Origin of the sequence: Glutamicibacter sp. 2E12, assembly GCF_050030965.1 — a bacterium.
Classification (GTDB): Bacteria; Actinomycetota; Actinomycetes; order Actinomycetales; family Micrococcaceae; genus Glutamicibacter.
This window is the reverse complement of record NZ_CP188297.1, coordinates 2766724-2783299: the sequence shown is the minus strand read 5'-3', so window position 1 is coordinate 2783299 and position 16576 is coordinate 2766724. Positions and strand designations below refer to the sequence as shown.

The window sequence follows — 16576 nt, the reverse complement described above, 5'->3', positions numbered from 1 at the left end:
ACGTTATGCTTTCTGTCACATTCTCCTCAGCAGGCATCAGAAACCCCAATTTTTCTCCGCTTCAGCCGCATGGCGAACGTTCTTGGAGATTTTTTTCCGGGTATCCGGGAGGCTTGAAGCTACACGCTCCCCCAGCAGATATAAGCCTTTGCGACCTCGTGTGTCCGGTGGCTTCTTCTTTCGCCACTAGCTATGATCGAGCAAACATCCACGGTTAGGAGACGAAGTGAATAAGCTGCAGTCAGATGAAGCACTGACCCGAGTTACCCTGGACGCCTCGCGCCGGAACATCCCAATCGAGATTGTGCCGCGCGACAAGGTCCGCTCGCTGGAAGAGGCTGCGGACGCCTTGGGAATCTCGGCCTCGGCCTTGCTCAAGACGCTGGTTATCAAACGCACAGACGGCACCTTTGTCTTCGCGCTGATCCCCGGCGGGCGGAAACTGGACTGGGCGAAGCTGCGCGGAGTCATGGGCGTCAATAAGCTCTCCCTGCCATCTTCAGATATCGCTTGGGATGTCACGCACTACGAGAGCGGAACCATTACGCCTTTTGGCTCGCACACGGTACTGCCTGTCTACATCGATGCCAGCGTCTTCGAAGAGCCCGTATCGGAACAGATAGGACTGGGCAGCGGGGACCGAGCCCATGGACTGCTGGTTCGCGCCAAGGATTTGGTTAGCGGATTTGATGCCACGATTGCTGATATTTCGACTCCGGAATAACCAGCCCTGGCTTAGCCAATGCCTTCTTGGCCCAGGCCTGCGACTCGGTCAATCCCTTGATCGTCGCGTTGCGCAGCGGCAGACCAAGCGGCTGCTCGACGAAGCGTGCCACCAGGTAGGCAATTCCTAGCATCAGCACCAGCAAACCGGCCAGCAGCACGTACTTGTTCACGAAACCGTGCAGCTGGTTGATTAGCCACCAACCCCACAACTGGTGCACGAGGTACAGCGGGTAAGTCAATGAACCGGCCACAGCCAGCCATTTGCCCTGGACGTTCTTGAGCGGAGTCAGGGTGCACACCGCCAGCAGAGCTACGCACAGGACGGTCAGCAGCTGGAAATGCCAGGCCGGGATATCCATCCCGGAGAGCAAGTCCGCGTCACTGCGCCCCTTGATGCCGGTGAAAAATGCGGCGATGGCAGTATTGCCTGCGACCATGGACCACCGCAGAATGCTGTGGCCGCTTTGATAGATCAAGAAGAGCACCATGCCGGCTGCGAACAGGGCCGCATACTGCCCGGCAATCCATTCCTGCAGCTTGTCCAAGCTTGTGAAATGCAGATACAGGCCCAGAGCGGGCCAAATGGCAGAGAGCAAGAGGATGTGCTTGTTCTTCACGAAGCCCATGGACAAGAGCACTGCGAGCAACACGTAGAAACGCAACTCGACCCAAAGTGTCCAATAGACACCGTCCATATCGGTGACGCCGAATCCAGCCTGCATCATGCTCAGGTTGGGCAGAATATCACTGGCCGAGCGTCCCTCGTTGCCGGAAGGCCAGATCCCAAGCGAGAGTACTGTTGCTGCGAGTACCGCGAGCCAGTAGGCCGGGTAGAGGCGGCCCACACGCGAGCCGATGAAACCAATGACGTTCTTTCCCTGGAGGGACATCAGGATAACGAAGCCCGAGATGAGGAAGAATAGCTGTACACCCAGCTGTCCGTAACGGGTGAATTCGGAGAGTACTGGCCAGAACTCTGCGGCCTGCCTCCCCCAGTGATCATGTCCCCATGCGGTGTAGTGGTACAGGACGACAATTAGCGCAGCTGTAATCCTCAATGCGTCTAGGAGCCCTAGCCGCGGTGCTGGTTTCTGGTTCTGGGTAGCTACGGTTTTTGACACATTTTCACTGTAAACAATGAACTTGAATAAACGCTGTTAATAGAAACGTTATAAAACAATTGCTATGGACTTCCCAGCTTAACGACCAAAGGCCCACAGACTTTCGTCTGTGGACCTTTGGCAATAAGTTGCGAGTGACCGCTGTACTTACTTAACGGTGACGGTAGCGCCGGCAGCTTCCAGAGCTTCCTTAGCCTTCTCGGCAGCGTCCTTTGCAACACCCTCAAGCAGAGCCTTTGGAGCAGCGTCAACGAGCTCCTTAGCTTCCTTCAGGCCCAGGGAAGTCAGTGCGCGAACTTCCTTGATAACTGCGATCTTCTTGTCGCCAGCCGACTCGAGGACTACGTCGAATTCGGTCTTCTCTTCAGCAGCAGCTTCGCCGCCTGCAGCTGGACCAGCAACTGCAACAGCAGCAGCGGTTACGTCGAAGGTCTCTTCGAATTCCTTAACGAACTCGGACAGTTCGATGATGGTCATTTCCTTGAATGCGGAAAGCAGCTCTTCGTTGCTGAGCTTCGCCATGGTGGGCGTCCTTTCGGTTTTTGGCCTTGAGGGCCGATGAATTTGGGTTTACGTTGCGAGAGAACTCGAAAGCTTAGGCTTCTGCCGGAGCTTCCTCGGCAGCTTCGCCACCGTTCTCGTCGAGCTTTGCACGCAGAGCTTCGACAGCGCGGGCAGCAGCGGAAGCTGGAGCCAGCAGCACTGCTGCAACGCGGGCGAGCTGAGTTTCGCGGGATTCCAGCGCAGCCAAAGCAGCGATGCCGCTCTGATCCAGTGCCTTACCTTCGAACCAACCGGTCTTGATGACCAGCTTTTCGTTAGTCTTGGCGAATTCCGTGAGGCTCTTAGCGGCAGCAACTGCATCGCCCTTAATGAAGGCGATTGCGGTTGGACCAGAAAGCTGTTCATCGAAAGCATCGATGCCAGCGTTCTTCGCTGCGATTGCGGTCAAGGTGTTCTTTACGACTGCGTACTTGGTCTCCTGACCAAGCGAGCGGCGCAGATCCTTGAGCTGTGCAACGGTAAGCCCACGGTATTCGGTCAAGACAGCCGCCGACGAATCATTGAATTCCGCGGTGATTTCTTCAATCGCTGCAGTCTTGCTTGGGGTTGCCATAACACTCCTTCCGGGGATTTGTTCGGTACCGTTTCAAAACCGGCGAGGCCATAAAAATAGCCCCGCGCAGGAGCACAGGGCGTTTCAACTTATTCAAAGTCAAAAAATCTATGTAACCTGCGTTGGTCATCCTTGCGGATCTTTAGGAGCAGTTGGAAACCAAATGCTCGACCGACGGTCTTCGGTATTTCTAGTTTATATGAGCACTCCAGCCCACAGCAAATCGAAGCCGGAGCCAATCTCATGATCCTGGTCACTAGGGGAATTAAATTAGAATGGCGGGACTCATATACCAACGCTTGGGGAACGCTAGTAGTAAGTCCCGCCGATACAAAAGTTTTGGGGAAACTTTCGTATCTCATCCGCGTAGGGCCTTGGGGGATCCATACGCGGATGACCGAGATACTCGGTAGTCAAAGCTTATCATCGGCTACCGGCTGGTACGAAACATGAATACGCTTGCCAGCAGCCATGGCCATCGCGCAGATTCCTCGTTTAAAAAGGAAGGGAGCATGCCGATTATCGGCATGCTCCCCCAAGCTAGTTAGCTACTAGACTTAGGCCTCAACGCGGGTTACGTTCGCGTCAACAGGAATACCTGGACCGAAGGTGGTAGCGATGGTTGCCTTCGAGATGTAGCGACCCTTCGAAGCCGAAGGCTTCAGGCGCATAACCTCTTCCAGAGCTGCTGCGTAGTTCTCGGTCAGCTGCTTTGCGTCGAACGAAACCTTGCCAATGATGAAGTGCAGGTTCGAGTGCTTGTCGACGCGGAAGTCGATCTTGCCGCCCTTGATGTCGGTTACAGCCTTGGCCACATCCATGGTCACGGTGCCGGTCTTAGGGTTTGGCATCAGGTTACGAGGACCCAGTACCTTACCCAAGCGGCCAACCTTGCCCATCAGGTCAGGGGTTGCAACTGCTGCGTCGAAGTCGGTCCAGCCGCCCTGGATCTTTTCGATCAGGTCGTCCGAGCCAACGAAGTCGGCGCCAGCTTCGCGAGCTGCTTCTGCCTTGTCACCGTTAGCGAAAACAACCACGCGGGCGGTCTTGCCGGTGCCGTGTGGAAGGTTTACGGTACCGCGAACCATCTGGTCAGCCTTACGTGGGTCAACACCCAGGCGGAAAGCAACCTCAACGGTCGAGTTGGTCTTATCGCCTGCGGTCTCCTTAGCCAGGGCAATTGCCTCGGCTGGAGCGTAGACGTTGTTGTCGGCATCGATCTTAGCCGCGGCGGCTACGTATGCTTTGCTGCGCTTTGCCATCTGCGTTTTCTCCTTATGCAGTCGTGGTCATATGGACCGCGCGGGGTCCTGCCACGGGCGAACCGATCAGATGACCGTTTCGCCTTAGATTGAATTCTTGAGTGCTATCCAGCGTGTGAACAGCGGAAGGCGGGATTAGCCTTCTACGGTCACGCCCATGGAGCGGGCGGTGCCGGCGATGATCTTGGCTGCAGCAGCCAGGTCATTTGCGTTCAGGTCAGCCATCTTGGTGGTGGCGATTTCCTCAACCTGAGCCTGGGTCAGGTTAGCAACCTTGTCGGTGTGCGGAACACCCGAACCCTTTGCAATGCCAGCTGCCTTCTTGATCAGCTCAGCTGCAGGAGGAGTCTTGGTGATGAAAGTGAACGAACGGTCTTCGTATACGGTGATCTCAACTGGAACAACGTTACCGCGCTGCGACTCGGTCGCTGCGTTGTAAGCCTTGCAGAATTCCATGATGTTGACGCCGTGCTGACCAAGGGCTGGACCGATTGGAGGAGCTGGGTTAGCAGCACCTGCCTGGATCTGCAGCTTGATGAGTCCGGTGACCTTTTTCTTTGGGGCCATGTCGGGTCCTTCTTACTCTTGCGTTTCCCGTGGCACAGGAGCGTGGCACGGGGATCTGGCTATCGTGGCGCGACAGCCAAGCGTACCCTCGCATCGATAAGCGACCGATGCGGGGCACGAAGACTTAATACTACTGGATCTTGGTGACCTGGTTGAAGTTCAGGGTCACTGGGGTTTCACGTTCGAAGATCGAAACCAGTACAACCAGCTGTGCGGCATCCAGCTTGATCTCCGAGATGGTTGCCGGCATCGTTTCGAACGGTCCGTCATTGACGATAACCGATTCGCCGACTTCGAAGTCCACGGTGACCTCAGTAATTGGAGCACGGCCTGGCTTGGACGCCGATGGCTGCTCTACTGGATCAACGATGGTGTGCTCCAGCATGGAGAACACTTCGTCAAGGCTCAGTGGGTTTGGATCGTGGGCGTTGCCAACGAATCCAGTGACACCTGGAGTGTGTCGAACAACACCCCACGACGCGTCAGTCAGCTCCATGCGGACCAGGACATAGCCCGGGATGCGCACGCGGCGAACGATCTTGCGCTGAGTGTTCTTGACCTCGACGACCTCTTCCATTGGAACCTGGATATCGAAGATGAACTCATCCATGTCCTGGGTCTGGATACGGGTCTCAAGATTGACCTTCACGCGGTTTTCGTAACCAGCGTAGGTGTGAATGACAAACCAGTCACCTGGAAGACGACGGAGCTTAGCGCGGAATTCTTCCTTGAGCTTGGCTACGTTGTCTTCGCCCTCGGCTTCTTCAGCTTCGTTGTCTTCGCCTTCAGCTTCTTCAGCTGCGCCTTCGATTACCTGAGCGTCTTCAGCGTCCTGTGCTGGTGCTTCGGTTGGGTCGACGTCAGCTTCTACAGCTGGCTCAACCTGATCGCCGGCGGCTTCAACGAACTCGTTTTCGACCTCGTCATTAATCTGCGGTTCGAGTTCCTTGTCGGACACTGCAGCTCCTGCTTTCTTTGACTGAATGACACTAAATTGCCTCGGGGTAATCATACCTCCGAGGCAACAAAATTACTGTTCGACCTTGTTGGTGAACAGGAGGATCGAACCCTGCCCAAAGACGAAGTCCAGGGCCGTCACGATCAGCATCACCACGACCACGAAACCGACAACAACCAGGAAATAATTCACTAGTTCACTGCGGGTCGGGGTGACGACCTTCTTAAGTTCTGCGATTACCTGGCGGAAAAACAAGAAGATCCGGGCAAAGAAACCCAACTTCTGTCCACCCTTACCGGAGCTGAGAGCAGATTCGGTCATGTTCTTCCTCGTTTCAAAAATTTGGCCAGTTGAAACAATCACGGTGTGCCATAGTCTATTCGACTGCAACACACCGTGATGAGATAATTCGCTAAGCGATAAATCGCTATTGCGCAGGGCAGACAGGACTCGAACCTGCAACCTGCGGTTTTGGAGACCGCTGCGCTACCAATTGCGCCACTACCCTTCGGAGCTTTTTACCGCTCCCACCTAGAACATCTTAGCGGATAAAACATTCAGCTTCGTCCGTTGCGATGTCTCGGCAACGAGAAATAACTTTACGCAACGAAATCGGAAATGTCGAACTGACAACCTCCGGTGTGGCGCAGAACGCATTCCCGCGCCCCGTTGCGCACCTTATTGTGTCATTTTCAAAATTGTGATGCTGAAGTGCAAGGTTGCGAACTAAACTGAGGTGTAACAGCTGTCCCCATAGACTTCAGGACGAATCCCCAATGTCTCGCATTTCTCGCCGCATCGGCGCAATTTCCGAATCCGCGACTCTCGCAGTAGATGCCAAGGCGAAGGCTCTTAAAGCAGCAGGTCGACCAGTAATCGGTTTCGGTGCCGGTGAACCCGACTTCCCAACCCCTGGCTACATTGTCGAAGCAGCAGTCAAGGCGGCCCAGGATCCAAAGAACCACCGCTACTCCCCTGCAGCCGGCCTTCCCGAGCTGCGCGAAGCAATCGCCGCCAAAACCATGCGCGATTCGGGCTACGAGCTCAAGGCCAATCAGGTTCTGGTCACCAATGGCGGCAAGCAGGCGGTGTACAACACCTTCGCAACCCTGCTTGATCCAGGTGACGAGGTCATCGTTCCGGCTCCGTACTGGACCACCTATCCCGAAGCCATCCAGCTCGCCGGAGGCAAGGCCGTATCGGTCTTTGCCGGCCCGGAGCAGGGCTACAAGGTTACCGTCGAACAGCTCGAATCCGTACTGACCGAACGCACCAAGGTGCTGCTGTTCGTTTCTCCTTCGAACCCCACCGGTGCCGTATACACCCCGGAGCAGGTCCGCGAGATCGGCCAGTGGGCTGCTTCCAAGGGGCTGTGGGTTGTTACCGATGAGATCTACGAGCACTTGACCTACGGCGATGCAACTTTCAGCTCCATCGCGACCTTGGTCCCAGAGCTCGAAGACCGAGTTGTCATCCTCAACGGCGTGGCAAAGACCTACGCAATGACCGGCTGGCGCGTGGGTTGGATGGCAGGTCCGCTGGATGTCATCAAGGCCGCCACCAACCTGCAGTCCCACGCCACCTCGAACGTTTCCAACGTATCGCAGCGAGCCGCCCTGGCTGCTGTTGCCGGGCCGCTGGATGCCGTGAACGACATGAAGGTTGCCTTCAACCGTCGCCGCTTGGCCATCGTCGAATCACTGAACGCGATTGACGGCCTGCACTGCCCTACTCCGGAAGGCGCGTTCTACGCGTATTCGGATGTTCGAGGCCTGCTGGGTCGCGAAATCCGCGGCGTTGTGAACAACACCAGTGCAGAACTTGCTGCTTTCATCCTGGAACAGGCAGAAGTTGCCGTCGTTCCAGGTGAAGCATTCGGCCCTTCCGGCTATATCCGCATGTCATATGCACTGGGTGATGCTGACCTCGAAGAAGGCGTCGCACGGATGGCCAAGCTGCTGGGCGAAGCCAAGTAGAAAAACCGCGCCGCCAAAGAAGCCGGGCAGTCCATGATGGACTGCCCAGCTTCTGTGCTTTTGCCGCAGTGCCGTTTAGAGGATCTTGCGGTCCACAGCCCAACGGGTAAGTTCGTGGCGGTTGGATAGCTGGAGCTTGCGCAGCACATTGGACACATGCGATTCCACGGTCTTTACCGAGATGAACAGTTCCTTGGCTACTTCCTTATAGCTATATCCCCGGGCAATCAAACGCATGACTTGCAATTCGCGGTCAGAGAGCAAATCCAGCTCCTCATCGATTTCTGCCACCGGACCGCTGCTGCCAAAGGCGTCCAGGACGAACCCGGCCAAGCGTGGCGAGAACACGGCATCTCCCCCGGCCACGCGACGTACTGCATCGGAAATTTCGGCCCCGGAAATGCTCTTGGTGACATACCCGCGAGCACCGGAACGGATGACCGTCACTACGTCCTGTGCTGCGTCGGAAACGCTCAATGCCAGGAAACGCGTGGATCCCAGCAGCCCGGTGCACCCCTTGAGCACTTCGGCCCCGCCCCCGCCGCGGCCACCGGGCAGGTGCACATCCAGGAGCACCACATCCGGTTGCTGTTCGGTGATCACCTCGATGGCTCCTTCCACGGTGCCAGCTTCCCCGACAATCTGGATGTCCTGGGCCAAATCGGCACGTAAACCGGAACGGAAGATGGCGTGGTCATCCACCAGCACTACACGGTAGTTCTCAGCGTTCATGTTTCTATTCTTCCTCCATGTTCAGTGGCATGCTCAGCTGCACCTCGGTTCCGGATTCACCGCTCCGGATATGCGCCATGCCGCCTGCGCGTTGCATGCGGCCAATGATTGATTCCCTGACGCCGTGCCGGTCCGCCGGTATTCCATCTACTTCAAAACCGGTGCCGCGGTCACGCACATACACTTCTACTTGTTCGGCCGAGCATTCGATGAATACCGAAATCTTGCCCTCGGCATGCTTCGCTGCGTTCATCATCGCCTCGCGGCTAGCGGCCACCAGTGCCTGCTGCCCGGCAAAGCCCTGAGCATTGCCTACGGATATGACTTCTACATCACGCAGTAGCAGCTGTTCGATGTGGCTTGCCTCGTGCTGGATCTCAACGATTACATCTTCATCATCAAGGTCATGGTTGCCGTACAGCCATTGGCGCAGTTCACGCTCTTGGACGCGTGCCAAGGTTCTCACCGCCGCTGGGTCTTCACTGCGTTTTTGAATCACTGCCAAGGTCTGCAAGACCGAGTCGTGCAGGTGGGCCGCGAACTCTGCACGTTGGGCCGCCGCCTGGCGCGAGCTCCGTTCAGCGATGAAATCGCGCCAAAGCCGAGTGCCCCAGGGAAGCAACACCACGACTGCGCCGACAATGATCGCCAAGGCCGCCCACAAACCGCCGAGCAGGTCTGCGGCTCCGACAGTATTGCCCAGCAGGGCCAGCAGACCGCCGATGACCAGGACCAGGCCAAAAGCCAGGCGCAGCAAGAAAGGCAATGACGGGCGCTTCTTGTGCTCGGTGATACCTTCATCGAACTGGATCCAAGCCAGCACAATACCGGCAATCACGCCCAAGGTAGGCCAGATCAGATCCCAGCGGATATTCCAGCCGGTCCACTGTCCATAAGCCAGGACGGCGAGCGCCAGCAGGCCCGCACCGATCAGCGTGTCACGCCAGGTGGAGTTCCTTTCCCAACCTTCGCGTGGACGGAAGATGCCTTGCTGCACCCGGTTCATTTCTTCAGCAAGGCTGCGTGATCTGGTGCCCCAGGAGCGAAGCTCGTCAGCGTGCGCCTCTTCGGCGCTCGGGACGAATACCCAAAGCCACGCGTAGAGCAGAATGCCGATGCCGCCCAGTGCGGACAATCCCAGGAACCCAATACGCACGTACCCCAGCGGGATGCCCAAGTGCTCCGCGAGGCCGCCGCAGACGCCGGCGATTAGCCGGTTCTCGCTGCGCACCATCAAACGCCGTTCAGGACTTTCCATAGTTCTAAGTCAAGCACGTTCTTGTCGTTTCTTCCCGGTTGATCACCGGATCTAGGGGCACCCCTAGGGGAAGTTCAGGGTATCCCCTCATAGCGCGGGACCCCTGCCACACGAGAACATTGGACTATGAACAACGAAGGCTCTCAACGTCGTCGCGGCTTTTACGACCAGCTGCGCAAATCACCGATCACTCGCCAGGACTCGCAGTGGCTCGGTGGCGTTGCAACTGGTGTCGCCGATTATTTCAAGGTCGATGTAGTGCTGATCCGCGGCATCTTCGTGGTGCTCGGTGTCCTAGGCGGCTTGGGCATGGTGCTCTATGGACTGGCTTGGGCGTTGCTTCCTGATGCGGGAGGCAAAATGCATCTGGAAAGTGCCGTGAACCGGAACTGGACCAGCGGCATGACTGGCGCGGTGATCATCTTTGCGCTGGGCATCTTCCCTGCTCCCTGGTTCTTGGATTCGCTGGCACCGGTCCTGTGGCCCCTGGCTATTGTTGCGGCTATCGCATTCATTATCTTCAGCAGGAAGAACACCCGGTTTGCGCGTCCGGACCAAGCCCGCAATCCGGCAGCGACCGGTGACAGCTCTGCTGCCTCGCCAAGGGCTGCCGAGAAGAGCACTGCGTTGGAGCATCCTTGGCGTGAGGGCGGCACCCAGAGTTTCAATGCGAGCGTAGCTAGCGGGTTCGGGACGAACTACCCGGATGCGCCGATGAAGGAGCACCCCATGAATTCAGGTGATTCTGGCCCAGCGGGCCAGTACGAAAATAGCTATTCGCCGGATCCCGCATACACGAAGGCCTACAGTGCCAAGGCGAATCGCAAGCCGATCAGCCGCCCGATTCCGGGTTGGCTTGGCACCACCGTCTTCGGCGTTACCGTGCTGGTGGTCGCCGTGGTCATGCTGGCCGACTACCTGGATATCGTGGCCTTGCCTGGTTCGGGCTGGACCGTGGCCTTGGCTTGCGGCCTGTTGCTTGTTGGCATCACCATTGTCCTAGCGGCCCTCTCCGGGCGAACCAGTGGAGGCCTGTTGGGTTTGGCCATTCCATTGCTGGTCCTGACGGTGATCTTCTCTGCTACGTCTTTCGAGGAATCTGCCCGCGGGTTCGTTCGATCGGCTACCGGCAGCGACAGCCAATACAGCGCTGTTTTCAGCAGCTCAACGGTTGACCTGACCCATCTGGGCAGTATGACCAAACCCACCACGGTGGAGATCGATTCGGTCTTCTCCAGAATGGATCTGCTGCTGCCGGAGAATGTTCCGGTGAAGATCGAGACCGACGGCGCATTCCTTTCCGGAATGGATATGGAACTGCCGCAGGACCGGCGGTCCTTGCCGGGAAATGCACCAATGCTGACCATTGAAGTAGACGGAGTTTTTTCCTCGTTCTCCACGACCGTGGATGATCCCAGCATCCTGAACCCCAGCAACACGGATTTCTAAGGACTGAGCCCCATGAATACTTCTTCTACTCCCGCTAGGAAATTCCCTACCGGAACCTTGATCTTCGGCCTGATTCTGATCGTTGTCGCCCTGGCATCGCTCAGCCGTCTGGTCTTGCAGTGGAGCTTTGACATGCCGCTGTTCTTCATCGCTATCGTCGCCTTGGCCGGCGTAGCCATGATCTTCTCCGGATTGGCATCGGCCGGCAAGGCCCGCAAATCCGAAGCCGAACCACCGGTTCCCACCGACCCCAATCTCTAAGCCTCCAAGCTTTTCCAACAATTAGGAGTTCTCTGATGGACGCATTCTTCAACTCGCTTCGTTCCATGCCGCTTCGTCGCGGGCCAGGCCGATTGGCCGGTGGCGTCGCCGGGGGCATCGCCGACAAGTTCGGGTGGGATGTCACCTTGGTGCGTATCGCCCTACTGCTTTCGTTCTTGCTTCCGGTAATGGGTGTTGCCGCATATATCCTGGCGTGGATCCTGATCCCAGCCCAGGACAACACCATCATCTTGCAGAACTGGCTTCGCAAATTCTAAATACCGTTCCCGGCTGGCCTGCTCGGGAACGATGCTTGGCATCGCTATCCGGCTAGGGCGAGGCTCGTGCACTTCCGTGACATGAGACTCGCCCTAGTGGCTTTAAGCACGTACAATGGCACGCAGAGTAGATGCTCAATGGCGCGCGGATATTGACTGAAATCCGAATGGAACTCTTTGCTGTTACAGCGTTATCACGGGGCCTGCACGCTCCAGCTGTCGCACAAGGCTTTCCCATTACTAAGCGAGGGCCAATGCGCATTGGAATCATGACCTCAGGCGGCGACTGCCCCGGTCTGAACGCCGTCATCCGCGGTGCGGTACTGAATGGCATCAAAAGCTACGACGACGAATTCGTCGGTTTCCGCGACGGCTGGCGCGGCGTCAAGGAAGGCGACTTCTTCGACCTTCCGCGAACCGCTGTGCGTGGCATCGCCAAGCAAGGCGGCACCATTTTGGGCACCTCACGCACCAATGCGTTTGAAGGGGAACTTGGTGGCGCGGAGAACATTTCCAAGGTTCTCAAATCCAATAGCATCGATGCGCTGATTGCCATCGGCGGGGAAGGCACCTTAGCTGGCGCCCAGCGCCTATGCGAAGCCGGCCTTCCTATCGTTGGCGTTCCCAAGACCATCGATAATGACTTGGACGCCACGGATTACACCTTCGGTTTCGATACCGCTAACCAGATTGCGGTCGAAGCCATTGACCGCCTGCGCACCACCGGCGATTCCCACCACCGCTGCATGGTGGCCGAGGTAATGGGCCGCCACGTAGGCTGGATTGCACTGCACGCGGGGATGGCATCCGGTGCGCACGCGGTGCTCATCCCGGAGGTTTCCACCACCATGGAGCAGATCTGCCAGTGGGTGAACGAAGCCCATGAGCGCGGACGCGCCCCGTTGGTGGTTGTGGCCGAAGGCTTTGTGCCAGAAGGCATGGAAGAAGCGTTCTCGGTACGTGGTCTCGATTCCTTCGGACGCGCCCGCCTTGGCGGCATCGGGGAGATGCTCGCCCCGGTCATTGAGGAACGTACCGGCATCGAAACGCGTGCAACCGTGCTGGGACATATTCAGCGCGGCGGCGTCCCCACCGCTTTTGACCGTGTCCTGGCCACCCGTTTGGGAATGGCTGCGGTGGATTCCATCCATGCCGAGGCGTGGGGCACCATGGTGGCGTTGCACGGCACCAAGGTGCTGCGCGTACCGCTGCGTGCCGCACTGAACAACCTCAAGCGTGTCCCCATGGAACGCTACGAAGAGGCCGCCGTGCTCTTCGGCTAGGCCTGGAGATACACCAAGGGCGTGGGTTGGAATGCTGTTCACAGCATTCCAACCCACGCCCTTCTCTTTGGCCTTTAGCCTTGCGGCGGGGTTCTCAGGAACCCGGTAAAGCGCCCAGCGACCTGGCCGGCGTCGGTCGCCACAATGACTTCCTGCGTTGCCGGGTAGCTCGTTTCGCCGTCCACCACGGACAGAACCGCTTCCGGGTCAACGTTGCGCTTGACCACGGCCAAGGCGATTGGCCCGGCTTCATAGTGCAAAGTCGCGGAAGTGATCCGGCCAACCGTGCGCTCCCCCAGCTTCACTTCGGCGCCGGTGGCCGGCAGCGTGTGCATGGAACCGTCGAGGTCCAAGAAAACCATGCGACGAGGCGGGTGGCCGATGTTGTGCACCCGGGCAATTGTTTCCTGGCCTTTATAGCAGCCCTTGTCCATGTGCACCGCGGTACGCAGCCAATCCAACTCGTGGGGAATGGTCTTGTCGTCTATCTCGGCACCGAAGCGCGGCTCCCACGCGGCGATACGCAAGGCCTCGACAGCCATCATGCCTGACAGCTCTTCGTCAGCTACTGCGACGGCAAGCTGCTCCAACTCCACGATATGCAAGAACCACGGACGTTCCTTGCCCGGGTGATCCTCACGGGAATAGGCCCAACCACCGTCGGTGATTCCGGGCCATGGGTTCTCCCAGACCAGGCTCCCGGCAGTGCCAATCTTGCGGGTAGCCGCCAATACGCCGTAGCTCTCGGAAAGATCATTGACCTCAACGCGCAGCATGAAGCGCATTGAGTTCAGGAACTGCGCCAACGCTGCTCCGGCACCAGGTTCAACGATCAGCAGCAAGCGATCTGCGGTGGCCAGCACCTTCATTTCGTGCTCAATGCGTCCTTGAACCGAAAGCAGCAGCGTCTGGGTGCTGTCTCCTGGCTTCAGGCTGGAAATGCGCTGGCTGCTGAGCGTATCGAGCCAACTCTGGCGGTCTTCGCCGCGGATCTCCACGACATCGAAGTGGCTCAGATCGGCAATTGCCTGGCCCTCAGCGAGTTTGCGAGCTTCGCGGGTAGGAGCGCCGTAGTGGGCTGCGACGCCGGCATCTACGCCGCCAGCTTCCACTGCAGCAGCACGGTCCAGCAGGACCGAACGGTATTCAGTGGCCATGATTAGTGCACCGTGCCTTCCGAGGTGACACGCTTGAGCGCCGCCGAGGCGTGCGCTTGAAGATCCATATTGCCCTTGGAAACATCCCAGCGCCAGAACAGCTCGCCATTGACCAGACCGTAGATCCGGGTTGAGGACGCGTAAGCTTGGGCGTTCTTGCTGCGCAGCAAGCTCTCGGTGGCCAGCTGAATGCGTGGTCCATTAATCAGGCCGTAATACAGCTCTGAGATGCCGTCTGGTCGGACAATTTGCGCCTGGATCTTGAAGCCGTCTTCGGTATGCAGCTTCTGCACATCGTCGGCCGAACGCAGTACCGGGAAGATGTCACCGGGTTCCATGCCAGGACCGGCATCGGCTTCCTGCTGTTCACGGTCCAAGGACCAGAAGCCGGTTTCAACGGCTAGGATCCGCAGCTTCGTGCCATCGGCTTCGGTCAGCCAGGCTTCACTGCGGTATTCAAGGTACGGCCCGCCAACGTCACGGAAGGTGACTTGCTGCCAGAAAAACTCGTCCTCGGCTTCGCCTTCGCCAAGACGGCCAGCACCTTCCCAGGTGCCGATGAGCCATGCGAAAGGTACAAGTTCCGGGGTGAGGTCCGTAGGTAGGTCAAAAGCCATGGACTACTCGCTCCTAAGTCAGTTAGTGATGAAATGAAAACAGCGCACACGTTGTTGTGTGCGCTGTTTCTACTTCTGGCCCTGGAAGAGGCGCTTCACTACCAAGCCTGCGAACCCAGCCATTCCGAGACCGGCGATCACTACAAGTGCCTGGAAGAAAATTTCGATTGCAAGGTAATTTTCATTCATGGCTTCATCTTAGCGCGGGAGGCAGGAGAACTTCGACACGCGTGACGCAGCTAGCATCATATTTGAACCGCTCACCGCTAAATGAAAGCCAGCACTTCCATCGCGTACCAGCTGACCGCACCGCTCATCAGCAAGATGGCGCAGGCAAGGCCAAGGATTCCACTCATGTTTCGTACGCTGCGGCTGACCAAGGCCAATGCCCGTAATGAACCCACCAGCAAGCCGGTCAGCAGTCCCAGGGTCGCCCCTTGGTACCAGAGCATATCGATTGGCAGCGCGCTGGAGGCCGCGCCCAATGCGGCAGCGACCACAGGCGCCAGAATCATGGTCATCCGGTTTGGCAGGCGGGTAACGGCAACCGCACCAGCCCCAAGCAGAGCGACCACGGTTGTGACGGCCAGCCCAAAGCCGTAGGGCACATAAGCACTAGCGGCCCAGGCGGAACCCAGCACGCCCAGGACTATGCCGGTCACGCCAGAAACCACACCGGCCAGCCGGCCTTCGGCTTCTGCCCCGCGCAATACCTGGCTGATAAATACCAGAAGCACGCCAACGGCGATTGCTTCGACACTATGTGACATCACCGACCCGCCTGGCATGAACATGGTCGAAGCCGTAGCCGCCAAAGAGCACAACGCCAAGATGATGGTGATCGGCCATGGCGCATCAGAGCGGACCATTCGTGGCCAGGTATAGGCGAAAATCAGCTGCAAGACCGCGGTGAGCACACCCATCAGCCAGCTCATCGAATCCAGACTTGCAACAACGACAAGCAGTGCCGCTGCAACGAGTCCACTGAATAAAACCTTGATTCTCAAATTCTGATTCCTGACGGTAATGTGTCCGCACTTGCGTGTTCACATGCGTGCTTCAACTGATTCATTCCTTATACTGTGACACGTAAAAGTGATTTTTTCGCAACTATCTGGCAGGAGGAAGACCGATTGGCTCACCTACTGCTATTAAGTAATCATGCCGAAAATGCCGCTGAAGTTCTTCCGGCACTCGAACTGTTATTGCACGAGATTTCTTTCTTCCCTGCAACAACGGAGTCGCTGAGCCAAATCCCTGAGTGCGACGCGGTCATCCTCGATGCCCGTACAGATCTCATTCCGGCGCGCTCCCTGGCGCAGTTATTGCACGCCAATTTGAATCTGCCCTTGCTGCTGGTTGTCAGCGAAGGCGCACTGGGCATTTTGAACTCGGATTGGTTTGCGACTGATTTCCTGTTGCCTTCCGCCATCCCTGCCGAGCTTGATGCACGCATCCGCCTGATGCTCTCCGGAGCCACGGTTCCCGCCCCCGCACCGGTGGCCGCTGAAAGCACTTCGGGCCTGCGCATCGATGAGTTGAGCTACACCGCCCGTATCGATAACCGCATGCTGGACCTGACATACAAAGAGTTCGAACTGCTCAAGTACCTGGCACAGTTCCCCGGCCGAGTCTTCACCCGCGAACAGCTGCTGCATGAAGTGTGGGGATACGACTACTACGGAGGCACCCGTACCGTAGACGTGCATGTGCGACGTTTGCGCGCGAAACTCGGCACCGATCATGAACAGCTCATCGGAACGGTGCGCAACGTCGGCTACCGCTTCCACACCGAATCATAACTTTCAGATAAC

The 16576-nt window shown here is 57.6% G+C and carries 19 protein-coding genes and 1 tRNA gene; 7 read left to right on the top strand and 13 right to left on the bottom strand.

All coding sequences use genetic code 11. The features are described 5' to 3' along the window. Positions 1 to 226: 226 nt before the first annotated feature. The gene (locus ACP3TE_RS13045) at positions 227 to 724 is read left to right on the top strand and encodes an aminoacyl-tRNA deacylase (RefSeq protein ID WP_105657669.1); all 498 of its coding nucleotides are present in this window, start codon (positions 227 to 229) and stop codon (positions 722 to 724) included. Here ACP3TE_RS13045 and ACP3TE_RS13040 read toward each other — a convergent pair. From ACP3TE_RS13040 to ACP3TE_RS13005, 8 genes are all read right to left on the bottom strand, one after another. Beyond that, positions 678 to 1847, bottom strand: a complete 1170-nt coding sequence (locus tag ACP3TE_RS13040; RefSeq protein ID WP_426733833.1) for an acyltransferase family protein — start codon at positions 1845 to 1847, stop codon at positions 678 to 680. The genes ACP3TE_RS13045 and ACP3TE_RS13040 overlap by 47 nt on opposite strands. 147 nt (positions 1848 to 1994) lie before the next feature. Further along, the gene (rplL, locus tag ACP3TE_RS13035) at positions 1995 to 2369 is read right to left on the bottom strand and encodes a 50S ribosomal protein L7/L12 (protein ID WP_133833621.1); all 375 of its coding nucleotides are present in this window, start codon (positions 2367 to 2369) and stop codon (positions 1995 to 1997) included. A 73-nt stretch (positions 2370 to 2442) separates the two neighbouring features. Then, positions 2443 to 2964 carry a 50S ribosomal protein L10 gene (gene rplJ, locus ACP3TE_RS13030; protein WP_105657672.1) on the bottom strand — a complete coding sequence of 174 codons (522 nt, stop codon included), beginning with the start codon at positions 2962 to 2964 and terminating at the stop codon, positions 2443 to 2445. 557 nt (positions 2965 to 3521) lie between these two features. Beyond that, on the bottom strand, positions 3522 to 4226 hold the full coding sequence (gene rplA / locus ACP3TE_RS13025; RefSeq protein WP_105661540.1) for a 50S ribosomal protein L1: 705 nt from the start codon (positions 4224 to 4226) through the stop codon (positions 3522 to 3524). 135 nt (positions 4227 to 4361) lie between these two features. Continuing rightward, entirely contained in the window at positions 4362 to 4793 is a 432-nt protein-coding gene (gene rplK, locus ACP3TE_RS13020; RefSeq protein WP_105657674.1) for a 50S ribosomal protein L11, read from the bottom strand. Between the two features lie 130 nt (positions 4794 to 4923). Further along, entirely contained in the window at positions 4924 to 5751 is an 828-nt protein-coding gene (gene nusG / locus ACP3TE_RS13015) for a transcription termination/antitermination protein NusG (RefSeq protein ID WP_181148851.1), read from the bottom strand. Between the two features lie 72 nt (positions 5752 to 5823). Then, complete coding sequence (secE, locus tag ACP3TE_RS13010) at positions 5824 to 6072, bottom strand: preprotein translocase subunit SecE (RefSeq protein ID WP_038992215.1); 249 nt, start codon at positions 6070 to 6072, stop codon at positions 5824 to 5826. A 114-nt stretch (positions 6073 to 6186) separates the two neighbouring features. After that, positions 6187 to 6259, bottom strand: a tRNA-Trp gene (locus ACP3TE_RS13005). A 268-nt stretch (positions 6260 to 6527) separates the two neighbouring features. Between ACP3TE_RS13005 and ACP3TE_RS13000 the strand changes: the two genes are divergently transcribed. Further along, complete coding sequence (locus tag ACP3TE_RS13000) at positions 6528 to 7727, top strand: pyridoxal phosphate-dependent aminotransferase (protein WP_105661541.1); 1200 nt, start codon at positions 6528 to 6530, stop codon at positions 7725 to 7727. Between the two features lie 75 nt (positions 7728 to 7802). Here the strand turns inward: ACP3TE_RS13000 and ACP3TE_RS12995 are convergent, their stop codons facing one another. After that, entirely contained in the window at positions 7803 to 8459 is a 657-nt protein-coding gene (locus ACP3TE_RS12995) for a LuxR C-terminal-related transcriptional regulator (protein WP_426733830.1), read from the bottom strand. Positions 8460 to 8463: 4 nt separating this feature from the next. Then, positions 8464 to 9717: an ATP-binding protein gene (locus tag ACP3TE_RS12990; RefSeq protein WP_332727209.1), complete on the bottom strand. Its 1254-nt coding sequence runs from the start codon at positions 9715 to 9717 to the stop codon at positions 8464 to 8466. A 126-nt stretch (positions 9718 to 9843) separates the two neighbouring features. On the opposite strand from ACP3TE_RS12990, the gene ACP3TE_RS12985 reads away from it, so the two are divergent. The 4 genes from ACP3TE_RS12985 (at position 9844) to ACP3TE_RS12970 (ending at position 12988) form a co-directional block, all read left to right on the top strand. Continuing rightward, positions 9844 to 11166 (top strand): PspC domain-containing protein, encoded by a 1323-nt coding sequence (locus tag ACP3TE_RS12985; protein WP_400342045.1) that lies wholly within the window; start codon positions 9844 to 9846, stop codon positions 11164 to 11166. A 12-nt stretch (positions 11167 to 11178) separates the two neighbouring features. Continuing rightward, positions 11179 to 11427 carry a hypothetical protein gene (locus tag ACP3TE_RS12980; protein WP_400342044.1) on the top strand — a complete coding sequence of 83 codons (249 nt, stop codon included), beginning with the start codon at positions 11179 to 11181 and terminating at the stop codon, positions 11425 to 11427. A 35-nt stretch (positions 11428 to 11462) separates the two neighbouring features. Next, positions 11463 to 11705, top strand: a complete 243-nt coding sequence (locus ACP3TE_RS12975) for a PspC domain-containing protein (protein ID WP_105656871.1) — start codon at positions 11463 to 11465, stop codon at positions 11703 to 11705. 254 nt (positions 11706 to 11959) lie between these two features. Then, entirely contained in the window at positions 11960 to 12988 is a 1029-nt protein-coding gene (locus ACP3TE_RS12970; RefSeq protein ID WP_105656872.1) for a 6-phosphofructokinase, read from the top strand. A 74-nt stretch (positions 12989 to 13062) separates the two neighbouring features. On the opposite strand, the gene ACP3TE_RS12965 is transcribed toward ACP3TE_RS12970, so the two are convergent. The 3 genes from ACP3TE_RS12965 to ACP3TE_RS12955 all read right to left on the bottom strand — a co-directional run bounded on the left by ACP3TE_RS12965 (position 13063) and on the right by ACP3TE_RS12955 (position 15697). Further along, positions 13063 to 14145, bottom strand: coding sequence for a YgfZ/GcvT domain-containing protein (locus tag ACP3TE_RS12965; protein WP_133833615.1), 1083 nt, complete (start codon positions 14143 to 14145; stop codon positions 13063 to 13065). Between the two features lie 2 nt (positions 14146 to 14147). Next, positions 14148 to 14762 carry an FABP family protein gene (locus ACP3TE_RS12960; protein ID WP_133833614.1) on the bottom strand — a complete coding sequence of 205 codons (615 nt, stop codon included), beginning with the start codon at positions 14760 to 14762 and terminating at the stop codon, positions 14148 to 14150. A gap of 266 nt (positions 14763 to 15028) precedes the next feature. Further along, positions 15029 to 15697, bottom strand: a complete 669-nt coding sequence (locus ACP3TE_RS12955) for a hypothetical protein (RefSeq protein ID WP_105661542.1) — start codon at positions 15695 to 15697, stop codon at positions 15029 to 15031. A gap of 198 nt (positions 15698 to 15895) precedes the next feature. On the opposite strand from ACP3TE_RS12955, the gene ACP3TE_RS12950 reads away from it, so the two are divergent. Continuing rightward, positions 15896 to 16564, top strand: a complete 669-nt coding sequence (locus ACP3TE_RS12950; RefSeq protein WP_105656876.1) for a winged helix-turn-helix domain-containing protein — start codon at positions 15896 to 15898, stop codon at positions 16562 to 16564. The last annotated feature ends 12 nt before the right edge of the window (positions 16565 to 16576 follow it).

Excerpts from the sequence above, each read along its gene's own strand:
- ACP3TE_RS12955 (WP_105661542.1), bottom strand. The coding sequence starts at position 15,697 with ATGAGCTGGCTGATGGGTGTGCTCACCGCGGTCTTGCAGCTGATTTTC.
- ACP3TE_RS12960 (WP_133833614.1), bottom strand. The coding sequence starts at position 14,762 with ATGGCTTTTGACCTACCTACGGACCTCACCCCGGAACTTGTACCTTTC.
- ACP3TE_RS12995 (WP_426733830.1), bottom strand. The coding sequence starts at position 8,459 with ATGAACGCTGAGAACTACCGTGTAGTGCTGGTGGATGACCACGCCATC.
- rplL (WP_133833621.1), bottom strand. The coding sequence starts at position 2,369 with ATGGCGAAGCTCAGCAACGAAGAGCTGCTTTCCGCATTCAAGGAAATG.
- ACP3TE_RS12965 (WP_133833615.1), bottom strand. The coding sequence starts at position 14,145 with ATGGCCACTGAATACCGTTCGGTCCTGCTGGACCGTGCTGCTGCAGTG.
- ACP3TE_RS12990 (WP_332727209.1), bottom strand. The coding sequence starts at position 9,717 with ATGGAAAGTCCTGAACGGCGTTTGATGGTGCGCAGCGAGAACCGGCTA.
- ACP3TE_RS12970 (WP_105656872.1), top strand. The coding sequence starts at position 11,960 with ATGCGCATTGGAATCATGACCTCAGGCGGCGACTGCCCCGGTCTGAAC.
- ACP3TE_RS13000 (WP_105661541.1), top strand. The coding sequence starts at position 6,528 with ATGTCTCGCATTTCTCGCCGCATCGGCGCAATTTCCGAATCCGCGACT.
- rplK (WP_105657674.1), bottom strand. The coding sequence starts at position 4,793 with ATGGCCCCAAAGAAAAAGGTCACCGGACTCATCAAGCTGCAGATCCAG.
- secE (WP_038992215.1), bottom strand. The coding sequence starts at position 6,072 with ATGACCGAATCTGCTCTCAGCTCCGGTAAGGGTGGACAGAAGTTGGGT.
- ACP3TE_RS12980 (WP_400342044.1), top strand. The coding sequence starts at position 11,179 with ATGAATACTTCTTCTACTCCCGCTAGGAAATTCCCTACCGGAACCTTG.
- rplA (WP_105661540.1), bottom strand. The coding sequence starts at position 4,226 with ATGGCAAAGCGCAGCAAAGCATACGTAGCCGCCGCGGCTAAGATCGAT.
- ACP3TE_RS12985 (WP_400342045.1), top strand. The coding sequence starts at position 9,844 with ATGAACAACGAAGGCTCTCAACGTCGTCGCGGCTTTTACGACCAGCTG.
- ACP3TE_RS12975 (WP_105656871.1), top strand. The coding sequence starts at position 11,463 with ATGGACGCATTCTTCAACTCGCTTCGTTCCATGCCGCTTCGTCGCGGG.
- rplJ (WP_105657672.1), bottom strand. The coding sequence starts at position 2,964 with ATGGCAACCCCAAGCAAGACTGCAGCGATTGAAGAAATCACCGCGGAA.